The organism is Neobacillus terrae (assembly GCF_011393025.1).
Classification (GTDB): domain Bacteria; phylum Bacillota; class Bacilli; order Bacillales; family Cytobacillaceae; genus Neobacillus_A; species Neobacillus_A terrae.
The window spans coordinates 103,673-118,090 of the sequence record NZ_JAAOEO010000003.1; the positions used below are offsets into that span (position 1 = coordinate 103,673).

A 14,418-nucleotide genomic window follows, 5' to 3' on the forward strand; every position below is an offset into this window, starting at 1 on the left:
AAATGGAATTATTAAGTGGCACATCTAGAAAATACAAAAAAACCACACTCGCTTCGTGTAAAATAGCAGTTACCACACAACTTTTTTACATGGAGGACGAGTATGAGTTACACCCATCTTACCACATTTGAACGAGGTAAACTAGAAGCGCTTCATAGCGCTGGTTTCTCCACCAGAGCCAACTTGGCAGACACCATTCCACTATTGCACGTGAGTTAAATCGTAATGTAGAGTTGGTCCAAGTCTATCAAAGCCAGATAGCCCTCAACAAATACAAAAAGCGAAGGCAGGCTTGTAAACCAGTGGGCAAGTGGACTCCGGTTTTAGCAAATCAAATAAAAGGAAAAGCTGTATTTAACCTGGCCACCAGAACAGATTTCTTGTGGCTTGTTAAAAGGTTCTATTTCGTTTAAGACTATCTATAATTGGCTTTACAAAGGACTTTTTTCCATCCCAGATTTATTCGTTTTAAGGCAAAAGGGAAAGCGCCAAAAGCCAAGGGAAACCAGGGGCCGTTTTAATATTGGAACCTCCATCCAAAAGCGTCAAAAAGAAATAAAAAAACGCGAAACCTTCGGTCACTGGGAGTTGGATTCAGTTGTCTCTGGCAGGGGGAAAAGTAAGGGCTGTGTTGCTACATTTAACGAACGCAAAACCCGTTACTAAATTGCCGTATTGATGCCGGATCGAACCGCAGTTTCTATAAGAAGAATCGATTAAACGAATATCTTCGTTATTTCCAAAAGAAGCATTTAAAACAGCCACTGTAGACCGTGGAAAAGAATTTGCGTGTTGCCCACCCTTACTCTTCCTAGCAGCGTGGTAGTAATGAAAACGCAAATGGCCTCTTGCGTGAGTTTTTTCCAAAAGAAACAGACCTAGCCAAGGTGTCAGAGAAAGAATTAAATTATGCTTTACACCTTATTAACCAAAGACCAAGGAAATGTTTAAATTGGAAAACTGCACACGAAGCGTTTTCTGAGGAAATGTCGCACTTAGATTGACAAACCGTCATATGAAAAAGGGGGAAATAATTTCTCCGCAAAATAATAATTCTAATTCTAAACCTTCCTACAATCTTCTGGAAAGTTGATGAGATTGTGAATATATTTGTAGTTTTTGTCTTTAAGAGTTATCGGTTGAAAGTCTATTTTATAACCCCCATTCATCTTCAACTTAGATAATATTCGGTGAAATTGAATTATTTTCTTTATTATATATTCAGGAGATTTCTATCCATTAACATTATCCCACTCATAATAGCGAAAAGTATTCCTGCTATAAGTAGCTCTTCCTTGTTTTTCGATTCTGTAGTCACGTTGAGTAGATATCAAAGCAAAAACTTTGTAGCCGTCTTTCCACGTTCCTTGAGTGGGTACAGGGCTACAAAGTTTATACTTTCCGCCGATATCGCTGTTTTCTGAGTTTTGATCCCTTTAAACTTAGAGAATGGAAAGAGCATGGATTTATTAACGCTTAATAACCGAATATGGAATTCCGTAGTAATACAGTATTGTAATCCATCCCTTCAATCCCCAAAGAGTATAAAAACGCAAAGAGGACGGCCGTAATCAGTAAATACACTACCAATAACAATTTAGCGTTTTTTGTCATACTCGGTAACATGTAATCAGCTAATAAATACTTTAACAAGAATAAATTGCGGAAGAACCTATTAAACTCGAATAAGAACAAAACACATCCTAAAAAAACCAAACCGGTAAACATGAAATCATAAATGAGCTGGATTTGATTTTTGTTATTGTTTTCAGTTAAATCCATACGCTTTATAAACAACCTGAAAACAATTAAATCAAGGATAAGTATTCCTCCCCATATAAACAGTGAGCTATACTTGATAGTGTCCGCTGTATACACCGTCAATCTATCGACAATCCGGGGGATTGGTATGTAGGAGATGCCGAACCTAATCAAAGCTGGCATAAAAAACAGACCAATTAAACTAATCAGGATTATAAGCTTGTAATAGCTTTTTTCTTTCTTTAGACCTATTAGTAGGAAAGAAATAATGTAGAATATGCCGAAGAAATGAAATGTACTAGAAATAAGTAGCCAGATTAAAGTTCTTATCTTTTTTCCTCGGAAGTATTCAATAAAAGCGTTTAGTACAAATAACATCATAAATGTATTTCGTATCTGTGTTATATCTAGTACAAAAGGAAATATCACATACAAAAGCAGCACAAAATTAATCGTTTTGGAGTGTTTGGCAAATCGGTAAAGAGTAATAATGAATAGTATTCCTAATACCCAAAGCACCTGGTTGTGGCTAGTGCCGCCAAAAAATTTTATCATGTTTACTAAGAAAACATATCCTGGCTCAGCGTATCCTTCCGGGTAAAAGAAGATAGATAAATAACCCAAATAATCGTTATTTCCTCTATTAAACATTAAAAAAAGGGACACTAAAATAATCGGGAATATCTTCAACCGAAAATAATTGATGATCTTTGTAAAAGGAATAATGACAGATAAAGTTAATATTAAAGCAAAATACATGATGAATTCCTCCAGTTTACTTTTCATTATTACGGTATAGGTTAAAAATATACAAAAAAGTAAACCTTTATAAGAAAATACTACATCTATATTTTTCCTAAAGTGGTAATTCTATAGAAATCATTGAAAACCAAGTTTGTGTTCATCAAGATAAATTATTGTAGATAAAAAAAGTAAGGACCAGATATCCAAAGCAACAATGAACAACAATCGCTCGGAATAATCAAAACCTCACTGAGTATTGAACAACATAACATCAAACTATACGGGATGACATAGCCTCATATCGGAAGAGGTGATTTATTATTACTCTGATTAGACTACCAAATATACGAATACAATCAAACTTTTCTAATCTGCTATTTTCATAGGCTTACTTACTAATGTAAAATTCATCTCGTATATATTTTAATGATTCTCTTATATATTTAGATTTATTTTTTATCCCTAAAAATGCAGTGACCGAATGTTCTTTATGATCTAATTCTAATGTATTGTCATAAAAACACTTTTTACCATAAATTAATAAGTGTTCAGCTATAAAAGCCTCTTCACTATATAGAAAACCTTTATAATCTTTACTTTTTAATTGTTCAATGAAACTTCTTTTCAAGGCAAAAAAACATCCATGTGCTGAATATACATACTGACTATCCTTTTTCTCTTGAGCTTTTATTTTTCCTTTAATAGTCGCTAAAAGTGAATAAATATATGCTGAAATTTGAAATCTATGAATAAAAATCAATCTATCTATTTTCTTTAAACTATGACGACTTAGATATTGAGGGTTTTGATAAGAATTCGTCATTGGTGAAAAAACTGAAGGAGCAATACACCAAATATCTTCTGCATATTCATTTGATAATAATTTTTCAAAGAACCGAGCATCAGAAATCATAATATCTGTATTGGATATTACAATCCAGTCAGGCATTTTACCACTTGTTTTAATAAATTCTCTATAGCCAAAAAGAGCTCCATTTAAATAACCTAAATTGTGAGTGGGTTCAAAGTAGTAGATTGGTAGGTCAATTTTTTTTATTTCATCTTTTAATTTTACTTTTGCCTTTTCACTTGATTTATTGTTAACAATAACAAGATTCAAATTTTCTGAGGCATTTTGTTTTCCTAGCATTTCTGCATAATTAATTACTTCTTCTTCATTTGCGTAATTAATTACAATAATCACGCCGTTTTTCATTTTTTCCAAACCGCCTTATTAACTATTTTTGTGTAACTCTGGATAATTTTAGTGACCTTTAATGAAACATTATTATCTGTATAATCTGAGGCTAAAATTACTTTGTTATTGTTCTCCCATACCGCTCTGCTCAATTCCACTGCTTGAAAGATATCTTTTTCTTCTATTCCACCAACAATGACGCTTCCTTTATCTAATACTTCAGGTCTTTCTGTTGATGTCCTAATTAAAACGCCTGGAAACCCTAAAATTGCTGACTCTTCTGATAACGTACCACTGTCTGATAGTGTACAGAATGAATTCAACTGTAATTTATTATAATCAAAAAAACCAAATGGCATTAATTGTCTTATTAAATTATGAAATTTGAATTTTCTCTCCTCAATCTTCTTCCAGCTTCTCGGATGTGTAGAGTAGATAATGGGTAACTGATATTTTTCTGCAATATTATTTAAAGCAGTCATTAATGAGAAGAAATTTTTCTCATTGTCAATATTCTCTTCCCTGTGTGCAGATACTAAGATAAACTTTCCTGCTTCTAAACCTAATTCCCTTAACACTTTACTATTTTTAATCTTATCAATATTATTATATAAAACTTCTGTCATGGGTGATCCAGTTACAAAGACATGTTCTTTTCTAATACCTTCTGATAACAAATATCTTCTACTATGCTCAGTATAAGCAAGATTTATATCTGATACATGATCAACTATTTTCCTATTAATTTCTTCAGGCACATTTTGATCGAAACAACGATTTCCAGCTTCCATATGAAAAATGGGGATTTTCAAACGTTTTGCAGCAACAGCACTTAGACAACTATTTGTATCGCCAAGAATTAAGAGAGCATCTGGTTGTTCTTGACTTAAAATCTTGTATGATGCAGAGATTATATTTCCCATAGTTTCCCCAAGATCAGCTCCCACTACTCCAAGAAAATGATTGGGTTGTCTTAATCCTAATTCTTCAAAAAATATCTCATTAAGTGTATAATCCCAATTTTGTCCCGTATGTACTAAAACATGATCGAAATAAATATCACAAGCCTTTATTACCTCAGATAACCTGATAATCTCAGGCCTTGTACCTACTATAGTCATAACTTTCAATTTACTCATTAACTCTAAACCTCCAAATAATATGTGTCCGGCTTCTGTTGGTCAAAATATTCATTGGCCCACATAATAGTCACCATATCAGTTTCACCAAGATTCTCTATGTTGTGAGTGTATCCTGTTGGTATATCTACTACTTCCATCTTATCACCACTCACATAATATTCTATAACCTCTTCAGAATTGACTTTTCTAAAACGAATTACCCCTTTTCCACTAACAACAAGAAACTTTTCATTTTTCGTATGATGCCAGTGATTTCCTTTTGTAATTCCGGGCCTAGAAATATTGACAGATACTTGCCCTCTATCAGGAGTTTTAATAAACTCTGTAAAAGAGCCTCTTTCATCAACATTCATCTTTAAATCATAACTAAAATGATCTTCCGGTAAAAAACTAAGATAGGTGCTATATAATTTTTTCTCTAATGAGTTAGACATATCAGGGACAGTTCGTTCTTCCCGGCTTTTTTTGAATGAATAAATTAATTCAACAATTGCACCTAAAGTAATGTTGTGAAATATTGGTACCTCACAAAAATCACCTACATAGTGTTCATTCCCATTCAAAGAATTAATTAGTTCCTCCACAACATCATCAATATAAACTAAGTTCATTTCAACACAAGGGTCATTAACATTGATAGGTAAATCCCTTGCTATATTATTGCAAAAGGTTGCAACCCCACTATTATAGTTTGGTCTTGACCATTTTCCAAAAACATTTGGAAAACGATAAACCAGTACTTTCGATCCTGTTTTTTTGCCATATTCAAATAAAAAGTCCTCGCATGCTTTTTTACTAATCCCATACGGATTATCTAATTCTGCTTGTATAGATGATGAAATCATTACAGGACATGTGTTTTGATATTTTTGTAAGGTTTCCAATAGTTTAGTAGTAAAACCAAAGTTTTCATCCATAAATTCTGACTGATCTTTAGGACGGTTTATTCCAGCTAGGTGAAAAACGAAGTCCGCTTCTTTACAATAATTATTAAGCAAACTAGGATTAGAATCCCGACTATATTCAAATATATCTGTATAGTTCCGGTTCCTTAATTCTGCGATAAGATTTTTACCGATAAAACCATTTGCACCGGTAACTAATATCTTCATACTATAATCAATCCTTTTTTCAACTCTTCTTGAACATATTCCAACTCTAACAATTTTTCTTTAATCTGTTCGATATTTAACCTTTCTGTGTTATGGGAATTATACTCCTCCTCTAAAGATAGTTTTTGGTTACCTTCTACAAAATATTTATCATAGTTAAGATCTCTCTTATCAGCAGGTACCCTATAAAATCCACCTAAGTCTTCTGAACCAACATGTTCTTCCCTGGTTAGCAACGTTTCATATAGTTTTTCACCATGCCGGGTACCAATAATTTTTATCTCGTTATTAGCATCAAATAATTCCTTGATTGCTTGTGCTAAATCTCCAATTGTTGCCGCAGGTGCTTTTTGAACCATAATATCTCCAGCTTCTGCATATTTATATGCAAATACTACCAGTTCTACTGCCTCTTCAAGACTCATTAAAAATCTAGTCATATTGGGGTCCGTAATTGTTATTGGCTGTCCATTTTTAATTTGCTCAATAAATAGTGGAATAACAGAACCTCTGGAAGCCATAACATTTCCGTAACGTGTACCACATATTAGAGTTCTTTCTGAATCTACTGTTTTTGCCTTAGCCACAAATACCTTTTCCATCATTGCTTTAGAAATCCCCATTGCATTTATGGGATAAGCGGCCTTATCTGTAGATAAGCAAATAACTTTCTGTACACCACATTCAATAGCTCCCGTGAGAACATTATCCGTCCCTAATACATTAGTTTTTACAGCTTCAAGAGGAAAAAATTCACAGGAGGGTACTTGTTTTAAAGCAGCTGCATGGAAAACATATTCTACTCCGTACATTGCATTTTTCACACTATCTTTATCCCTAACATCTCCTATATAAAATTTGAGTTTGTGATTTTTATAAAGCTTTCTCATGTCATCTTGCTTCTTTTCATCTCTTGAAAAAATGCGAATTTCCTTTATATCTGTATCTAAAAATCTTTTCATAACCGCATTTCCGAAGGAACCAGTGCCACCAGTTATCAATAGCGTTTTATCTTTGAACAAATTAAACATCTCCATTTAATTTTTATTTTCTTAAGCTGTTGTTTAACCTCTCAAAAAAAATAGGTTTAGAAAAGTTCGACATATAATACCTTTTTCCATTCTCTCCATAGGTTGCATGCTGATCTTTTGTCCTCAAAAAAGTTTTTATGTTTTTAGCCAGCTCTCTATAATCTTCTGCTTGTCCGCAAATACCACATTGGGCCTCTTTTATTACTATATTGGTTTCACCATCAATTGCACCTATAATAGGCTTACCTGCAGCCATATATGATTGGACTTTGCCTGGAAGAGTATAGGAAATCACCTTATTCGATTTCAGGGTCACTAGAAAGGCATCCGCCATGCCATAAAACCCAGGCATATCTGTAATAGGATGGTGTCCATAAAAGGTAACATTAGAAAGTTTCAGTTGCTTAGTCAAATTTTCACATTTTTCTCTAGATGAACCGTCCCCTACAATATGAAACTTAATTAATGGTTCATCTTTTAGGATATCAGCTGCATGAATTATTGTTTCAACACTTTGCATTTCACCAATATTACCGGCAAACATCAAATTAACAAATTCCTTATCATTTTTTTCTTTTTGTATATGTGAGAATTCTTCCTCAGCATATATAGGAAGATGAGTACATTCTCTTTGAACATCTAAAGTGTGTTTAAAGTACTCTTCAAACATTTTAGAACTGATCAGGATTTTATCTGCACTCTTATATATCCATTTGCTAAGTTTAAGCAAAGCACTGTATATTTTGCTGCCGGGAGAAATTCCACCCGAGACCATACTCTCAGGCCAAAGATCGAAGGAATAAATATATAGCGGTTTTTTCGTTAGTTTTTTTAGTAAAATCCCAGGAATGGCCATAGTAACTGGGGACAGTTGATAAACTAGAATAAAGTCAAAGTCCTTTTTTAAAAAAAATGCTTTAATACTTGAGCTAAGTGCAAAGCTTAAATAGTTCAAAGCCAATCTTTTTTTTCCTTTACCTCTTCCAAGGAGCCAGGATCGGATTACCTTTACCCCATTAATATCTTCTTTTCTATTCTTAAAACTTTTGTAATTACCATCAACTACACCACTTGGATAATTCGGAAGGCCAGTGAGTACAGTCACTTGATGACCTTGTTTAACAAGTTCAAAACTTATATCGTTTACTTTAAATTGCTCTGGATAAAAGTATTGGCATATTATAAGGATTTTCACATTAAAACGCCTTTCTGCTTGCTATTTAAATACTCTTCGACTTCCCCTTTAATTCCTTCCTCAAAAGATAATGGGGAGTAACCTATATCTTTAGCAGCAGCTTCATAACTAAATACTTTATCTTCCTGCATCCTAAGAACTTGTTCCTCAGATATTATTGCGTTCTTGCTAATTTGGTTGTAAAATTTGGCAGCCATTATCGATAACCATAAGGGTACTTTAACGATTTTATTATTTCGGTTTAGGGTATTGGAAACACACTTCACTAGTTCAATATATTTGATTGGATTTTTGCCAGAAAGATTATATTCTCTATTGAAAGTTTTATCCTTGTTATTTAATACATCGTAATATGCATAACCCAGATCCCTTGCATGCACGGGTTGCATAAGATTCTCCCCGCTACCAAACATCGGAAAGAACTTGTGCCTTGCCAAATAATCAACCAACTTAAACATATTTCTATCACCTGAGGAACCATAAATCATAGTTGGCCTTAATACAGTTATACCAATTTGGTCTCGTTTTTTAAGAATTCCATCCTCAATTTTTATATATTCCTCTGATGCACTTTTGTACTTAGAATACCTGCCTGTAGTATGGACAAGAATAGCCCATTTTACATTATTTTTTATAGCTGCCTCAATGATATTATTAGAAAATAAAATAGAGGATATATGGATGATTGTTTCTGAACCTTTTATTGCCTGAAGAAGGAACTCTTGGTCTTCTAAATCACCAAAAATTGTTTCAATATCTAGTCCAGATTTATCAAGCATAGTGGTATTACTTTTTTTTCTTACTAAACATCTAATTTTTCCTTTATAATTCTCTTTTATTAATCTATCAAGCAACCATTTTCCGGTATGTCCAGTAATGCCAGTTACAAATAACATATATGATCCTCCTAATGCTTCTGAAGGTGAGCCCCCTCTTTTACACCCTCACTTCTAATTACGCTTACTACTGTTTTTAATAACACTTTTAAATCAAAAAGTAAGCTTAATTTTTCAACATATTCACCATCAAGCTTGGCTTTAACTTCAATAGGAAGCTCATCACGGCCATTAATCTGCGCCCATCCTGTTAATCCTGGATAAATATTATTTGCTAAATACTTATCTCTTTCATTGATTAAATCAAATTGATTCCAAAGTGCGGGGCGGGGTCCTATTATACTCATTTCACCTTTAATGATATTAAATATTTGTGGAAGTTCATCTAAACTAGTTTTCCGCAAAAATTTTCCTACTCTTGTTATATAAAATTCTGGATTTCCTAATAAATGAGTAGGCGTGTCTGTAGGTGTTTCAGTTTTCATTGTTCTAAATTTATATATATAAAATTCAGTTTTATCTTTTCCGATTCGTCTTTGTTTAAACAAGACAGGGCCTTTAGAGTCCATTTTAATTAGCAATATCAATATTAAAAAGACGGGTAAAAGAATTAACATTCCCATGAGTGAAAAAATGAAATCTATTAATCTTTTTATTAGCATCTTATATAACATGTTAATAATCTCACCTCTTTGACAAGATACAATCAAATTGAATTGTTATTTATCTTTTATTTTTATTAGCTAAATAGCTTAAACAGCCGTAGTTACTTTAATCCTATTGTTGGCCATATCTAAAAGTCTATTTTTTATCTCAGCTTCATCAAATGATTCGAATTCTTGCATAAAGCTAAGTAAATATTTTTGATTTATTAATGTGGCTTTCCCAATATGTATCTTTGGAAATATTTGATCGTGGTGAATTTCATTTTCATTTAACAATTCTTCATACATCTTTTCCCCAGGACGAATTCCTGAATATTTAATCCCTACTTCTTCTATGGAGTAACCTGAGAGTTTAATTAGATTTCTAGCAAGTTCAACAATCTTAACAGGCTCTCCCATATCTAAGACAAATATTTCTCCTCCGCGTGCAAGGGACCCGGCTTGAATTACCAAGCGTGATGCCTCAGGGATTGTCATAAAATATCTTGTCATATCTGGGTGAGTAACAGTAACAGGACCCCCTGCTTGTATTTGCCTTTTGAATAATGGAATAACACTTCCACGACTTCCCAGTACATTCCCAAATCGAACAGCTACAAATTTAGTTCTGCTGTGCTCTGCCAAATGCTGAATAATCATCTCGGCAAATCGTTTTGTGGCACCCATTACATTTGGAGGGTTAACAGCCTTATCTGATGAAATTAAGACAAATGTGTTAACACCAAAAGTATCAGCTGCATCAGCTACATTTTTTGTACCAAAAATATTATTCTTTACTGCTTCCCTAGGGTTGTACTCCATTAATGGAACATGTTTATGGGCTGCAGCGTGATAGACTACAAAAGGAAAATGCTGCTCCATCACTTCAAACATCCTGTCTCTATCTTGTATATCACCGATAACAGGTACTATTTCAATATCCTGCTGATATTTTTTTCGGAGTTCCATGTCAATCTGATAAATGCTGTTTTCTCCATGCCCAACGAGTACAATTTTTGAAGGGTTAAATTTACAAATTTGACGGCATATTTCTGATCCAATGGAACCTCCTGCTCCTGTAACCAAGACTGTTTTACCGGTTACATATTCCGAAATACTAGTTATATCTAGTTCTACCGGCTCTCTTCCAAGTAAATCTTCCACCTGCACTTTTCTAAATTGGTTAACTGAAATTTTCCCAGTCATTAAATCCTCAAGTTTAGGTATAATTTGTGTTTTAACCTTTGTTTTTGCACATTCTTCAAAGATCTGGTTTAGTTCTTCTTTATTTAAGGAAGGAATCGCAATGATTATATTATCTATTTTTAATTTTGTTACCGCGTCTTGTATAGCATTTTTATTACCGTATACAGGTATGTTCAAATACTGTAATTTATATTTTTTGGGATCATCATCAATAAAAGCTACTGGTTGAAGTTCTGCATCTACGCTTTTTTGGAGCTGCCTTACAACCATGGTGCCCGCAGACCCCGCACCAATTATGAGAGCCCGTTTTTTTGTCAGCTTAGGTTCAAAATAGGTGTCTCGAAACATTCTCCAAATAAACCTTGAACCACCTACTAATAACATATAAAGCATCCAGGTGCTTACAAGAGCTCTAAAATATACTTTTTCATAGAAAACGAACTGAAAAATAGCAGTAATTGCAACCGACAAAGTAACAGCTTTTACAATAGCTAATAATTCTCCGATACTGGCATACTCCCAGGCTTTGTTATATAGCCTATAAACACTGGCAAAAACATGGTGACTTATAAGTAATATGAGTGCACTTAAAAATAAACCATGTGTCAATCTAATCATTTGATGCAAAGGTCCATAACTTATGTATAGAGACGAAACAACCAAAATGGAGTCTAGTACAACTAAAATGGCAAGCCGCGATTTGTAAGTCACCTTACTTTTTCCTCCTTGAAGTTCCTTATTTAATTTTTGTATTTCTTTATAAATCCTCGGACAAAAAATAAATACCTAATGGAAATGCACAACAGGTAATGCGCTTTCATTAGATATTTATATTTGTTTTTTACAAGTTGAGTGGGCATCAAACCCGCCCTCACACCTTGCTATTGACGACTAACGTCTAAGGAATATTGCTTATTTCCCACTGCAAGGTCGAGTGCCTCCGTCGATAACGGGATTGGAGACATTACCAAATATTTTTCTAAATTAGCTAAATAAAGGTTTAAAAGCGGTGATGGTAGGGTAACTAAAAAATACCGAATAATTTTTTCTTTTTTATTTTTTCAGGTATCTCTTTAAAGATCGATTTATTATCAACTAATAATTCTGCATTCTCTCTGAAAAAGTAGACCATATCGATACCATATTTCTTAGCTACTAGATTGAATGCTTCCTCCATTTTAAAGGTTCGGTTATGAACATTATGAGCATCCGAAGCGATAAAGTGAGTTAAATTTGAATCTATTAATTGAAATGAGAAGTTTTTAATATTTTTGCCAAAGTGCCCACTAAGACTAGAAGCTGTTACCTGTGTCAAAGCTCCCTTTTCAACTAAGTGAAAGAGGCGATCAGGCCTTTCGATTATTTCCTGATTTCGTTCTGGATGGACAATAACTGGTATATAGCCTTTCATTTGAATATCAAAGAAGAGCTGTTCGGTATATTTTGGAACATGGCTGGATGGAAACTCTACAAATAGATATTGAGAACCACTAAGGGAAAGAATCTCATCGTTTTTAATTCCCTCTACAATCTCTCCATATATGCGGGTTTCCTGGCCTGGCAAAACTTCTAAATCTACATTTTCATTTTCTAACACTTTATTTAATTCGTTAACTTTATTAATAATGTCGGATTTATAATTTTCGTATTTACCATTTTTATGATGAGGAGTTGCAATAATTGTAGAAATTCCTTCTTTTACGGCTTCTCTGGCCATCATTAGGCTTTCTCCCATATTCTTCGATCCATCATCAATACCAGGCAAAATATGACTATGTATATCAATCATCGCAAACCCTCCTTCCATTTTTATGCCGTTTTTCAAACATATTACCATCTTAAAACAAAAGGGTAAATAGCGGTTTTTGTCGAAATATGCTATTCTACTAAATTATTATTTAGCCCCATAATAATAGTAATAATTTGATTCCTTCATTGGCTTGTTGTTAAGAACAACGCCCATTAGCTTTCCATTTGCAGCTAACAATAATTCCTTGGACTTTTGTGCCTGGTCTATCTCTGTTTTTCCGCTTGACACAACCAGAATCGTTCCATCACAACGATTAGCAAGAATCTGAGCATCGGTAACAGCCAATACAGGAGGCGTATCAAATAATACTAAATCAAAGCCCTCAAAAGCATATTCTAAAAAGAGATCCATGGCTTTTGAGCCAAGAAGCTCCGCTGGATTTGGAGGGATAGGTCCACTTGGAAGCACATAAAGGTTTTCCTGGTCAGTTTCAGAAACAGCCTGCACTAATGAAATTTGTTTAGTAAGGACACTTGTAAAACCAAAATTATTTGTCAGATTAAAAGTATATTGCGCTGTAGGCTTTCTTAAATCCGCATCCACCAGCAAGACTCTTTTTCCCATTTGGGCAAAAACCACGGCTAAATTAGAGACGGTGGTTGACTTTCCTTCCCCAGGACCTGAAGATGTGACCATTAAGGTCTTAATTTCAGTATCCACGGAAGAAAACTGGATATTAGTACGAATTGTTCTGTATTGTTCTGAAATAGGTGACTTGGGATCCATTATGGTAATAAGTTTACGTCTTTGGTTACCAAGCTTCTTTTTTGCATTTTTATTATGAGCCAATGCTTTCACCTCTTACTCTTGATCTCCGTTCAGTTTTTTTGTTTTTTAAATCTTCCATTTTGGAATCATCGATAGTGGCAATTGTTCCGATTACTGCTAATCCAAGGGCCTTTTCGATATCCTGCTCTGTTTTAATTGTGTTATCAAGGTATTCCATTAAGAACGCTAAACCTACACCTGCCATTAAACCGACAACTAAGGCAATAACAATATTTAATAGTGGTTTTGGCTTGATAGGAGATTGTCCGTCTGTTACCGTAGCTTTTGCTAGTACACTAACATTCTCTACTTTCATAATTTTCTTAATTTCTTTTTCAAAAACCTCTGCTGTCTTGTTAGCCAATTTAGCTGCTCTTTTAGCATTAGGATCTTCTACAGATAAATTAATTACCTGTGAGTTATTTTCACTTTGAATTGTCATTTTACTGTTAAGTTCACCTGAAGTCATATTGAGTCCAAGCTCTTTTATAACCTTATCCAGAATGGCGGGACTTTTAATAATCACATTATAAGTGTTAATAAGTTGTAGGTTGGTTTGTACCTGATTCGTGTTATAAAGACTTTGTTCATCCTTTGATTGGTTCACCAGTATCTGTGTTGAGGCCTGATAAATCGGGGTTAAGAAAAAGTAGCTAACGATTCCACTTACAAGTACCGCTATCAAGGTTACCACTATTATTAAATTTAGCCTCTTTTTCAGGGTTTGAAAGAGTTCCTTAAGGCTGATTGTTTCTTCCATGACTTCCTCCCGTTATGTAAAAAATAAGAAAAACAAGAATTATTATAACATAATATATTGTCATTTTTTGTTTTTCTTGTCATAATTTTAATTAATCTGTAATATTGTTCGACTTCTTTAACTATTTAACAACATTCTGTCAAAAAATAGAAGAGTTTTTTAATGTTTCCAAAAATTACAAGGTTTATATTTTCTGATATAGGGTATCAAA

At 33.7% G+C, this 14,418-nt stretch carries 12 protein-coding genes and 1 pseudogene; 1 reads left to right on the forward strand and 12 read right to left on the reverse strand.

Going from position 1 to position 14,418, the window contains the following annotated elements; all coding sequences use genetic code 11:
• The first annotated feature begins 102 nt into the window (after positions 1-102).
• Positions 103-1,004, forward strand: a pseudogene (locus tag G8761_RS05180) (IS30 family transposase).
• Positions 1,005-1,476: 472 nt separating this feature from the next.
• Here the strand turns inward: G8761_RS05180 and G8761_RS05185 are convergent.
• The 12 genes from G8761_RS05185 to G8761_RS05240 form a co-directional block, all read right to left on the reverse strand.
• Positions 1,477-2,520 carry an EpsG family protein gene (locus tag G8761_RS05185; RefSeq protein ID WP_166024358.1) on the reverse strand — a complete coding sequence of 348 codons (1,044 nt, stop codon included), beginning with the start codon at positions 2,518-2,520 and terminating at the stop codon, positions 1,477-1,479.
• A 373-nt stretch (positions 2,521-2,893) separates the two neighbouring features.
• Entirely contained in the window at positions 2,894-3,721 is an 828-nt protein-coding gene (locus G8761_RS05190; protein WP_166024361.1) for a hypothetical protein, read from the reverse strand.
• A complete protein-coding gene (gene wecB, locus G8761_RS05195; protein WP_166024362.1) occupies positions 3,718-4,842 on the reverse strand; it encodes a non-hydrolyzing UDP-N-acetylglucosamine 2-epimerase in 1,125 nt (374 codons plus the stop codon). The genes G8761_RS05190 and wecB overlap by 4 nt, the downstream gene beginning before the upstream one ends.
• A gap of 5 nt (positions 4,843-4,847) precedes the next feature.
• Positions 4,848-5,957 (reverse strand): capsular polysaccharide biosynthesis protein CapF, encoded by a 1,110-nt coding sequence (locus tag G8761_RS05200; RefSeq protein ID WP_166024364.1) that lies wholly within the window; start codon positions 5,955-5,957, stop codon positions 4,848-4,850.
• Positions 5,954-6,979, reverse strand: coding sequence for a nucleoside-diphosphate sugar epimerase/dehydratase (locus G8761_RS05205; RefSeq protein ID WP_166024366.1), 1,026 nt, complete (start codon positions 6,977-6,979; stop codon positions 5,954-5,956). The genes G8761_RS05200 and G8761_RS05205 overlap by 4 nt, the downstream gene beginning before the upstream one ends.
• 22 nt (positions 6,980-7,001) lie before the next feature.
• Positions 7,002-8,183, reverse strand: coding sequence for a glycosyltransferase (locus G8761_RS27610; protein ID WP_166024368.1), 1,182 nt, complete (start codon positions 8,181-8,183; stop codon positions 7,002-7,004).
• A complete protein-coding gene (locus tag G8761_RS05215; protein ID WP_166024370.1) occupies positions 8,180-9,079 on the reverse strand; it encodes an NAD-dependent epimerase/dehydratase family protein in 900 nt (299 codons plus the stop codon). Before G8761_RS05215 ends, G8761_RS27610 begins: the two co-directional genes overlap by 4 nt.
• An 11-nt stretch (positions 9,080-9,090) precedes the next feature.
• Positions 9,091-9,693, reverse strand: coding sequence for a sugar transferase (locus tag G8761_RS05220; protein ID WP_166024372.1), 603 nt, complete (start codon positions 9,691-9,693; stop codon positions 9,091-9,093).
• Positions 9,694-9,771: 78 nt separating this feature from the next.
• On the reverse strand, positions 9,772-11,580 hold the full coding sequence (locus G8761_RS05225; RefSeq protein WP_166024374.1) for an SDR family NAD(P)-dependent oxidoreductase: 1,809 nt from the start codon (positions 11,578-11,580) through the stop codon (positions 9,772-9,774).
• A 313-nt stretch (positions 11,581-11,893) separates the two neighbouring features.
• The gene (locus G8761_RS05230; RefSeq protein ID WP_166024376.1) at positions 11,894-12,658 is read right to left on the reverse strand and encodes a tyrosine-protein phosphatase; all 765 of its coding nucleotides are present in this window, start codon (positions 12,656-12,658) and stop codon (positions 11,894-11,896) included.
• 105 nt (positions 12,659-12,763) lie between these two features.
• Positions 12,764-13,468 (reverse strand): CpsD/CapB family tyrosine-protein kinase, encoded by a 705-nt coding sequence (locus G8761_RS05235; RefSeq protein ID WP_420800228.1) that lies wholly within the window; start codon positions 13,466-13,468, stop codon positions 12,764-12,766.
• A complete protein-coding gene (locus tag G8761_RS05240; protein WP_166024379.1) occupies positions 13,458-14,207 on the reverse strand; it encodes a YveK family protein in 750 nt (249 codons plus the stop codon). The genes G8761_RS05235 and G8761_RS05240 overlap by 11 nt, the downstream gene beginning before the upstream one ends.
• Between the last annotated feature and the right edge of the window lie 211 nt (positions 14,208-14,418).

What these genes read in the sequence shown, in the direction of transcription:
- G8761_RS05240 (WP_166024379.1), bottom strand. Translation starts at nt 14,207, where the DNA reads ATGGAAGAAACAATCAGCCTTAAGGAACTCTTTCAAACCCTGAAAAAG.
- wecB (WP_166024362.1), bottom strand. Translation starts at nt 4,842, where the DNA reads ATGAGTAAATTGAAAGTTATGACTATAGTAGGTACAAGGCCTGAGATT.
- G8761_RS05230 (WP_166024376.1), bottom strand. Translation starts at nt 12,658, where the DNA reads ATGATTGATATACATAGTCATATTTTGCCTGGTATTGATGATGGATCG.
- G8761_RS05190 (WP_166024361.1), bottom strand. Translation starts at nt 3,721, where the DNA reads ATGAAAAACGGCGTGATTATTGTAATTAATTACGCAAATGAAGAAGAA.
- G8761_RS05200 (WP_166024364.1), bottom strand. Translation starts at nt 5,957, where the DNA reads ATGAAGATATTAGTTACCGGTGCAAATGGTTTTATCGGTAAAAATCTT.
- G8761_RS05185 (WP_166024358.1), bottom strand. Translation starts at nt 2,520, where the DNA reads ATGTATTTTGCTTTAATATTAACTTTATCTGTCATTATTCCTTTTACA.
- G8761_RS05220 (WP_166024372.1), bottom strand. Translation starts at nt 9,693, where the DNA reads ATGTTATATAAGATGCTAATAAAAAGATTAATAGATTTCATTTTTTCA.
- G8761_RS05215 (WP_166024370.1), bottom strand. Translation starts at nt 9,079, where the DNA reads ATGTTATTTGTAACTGGCATTACTGGACATACCGGAAAATGGTTGCTT.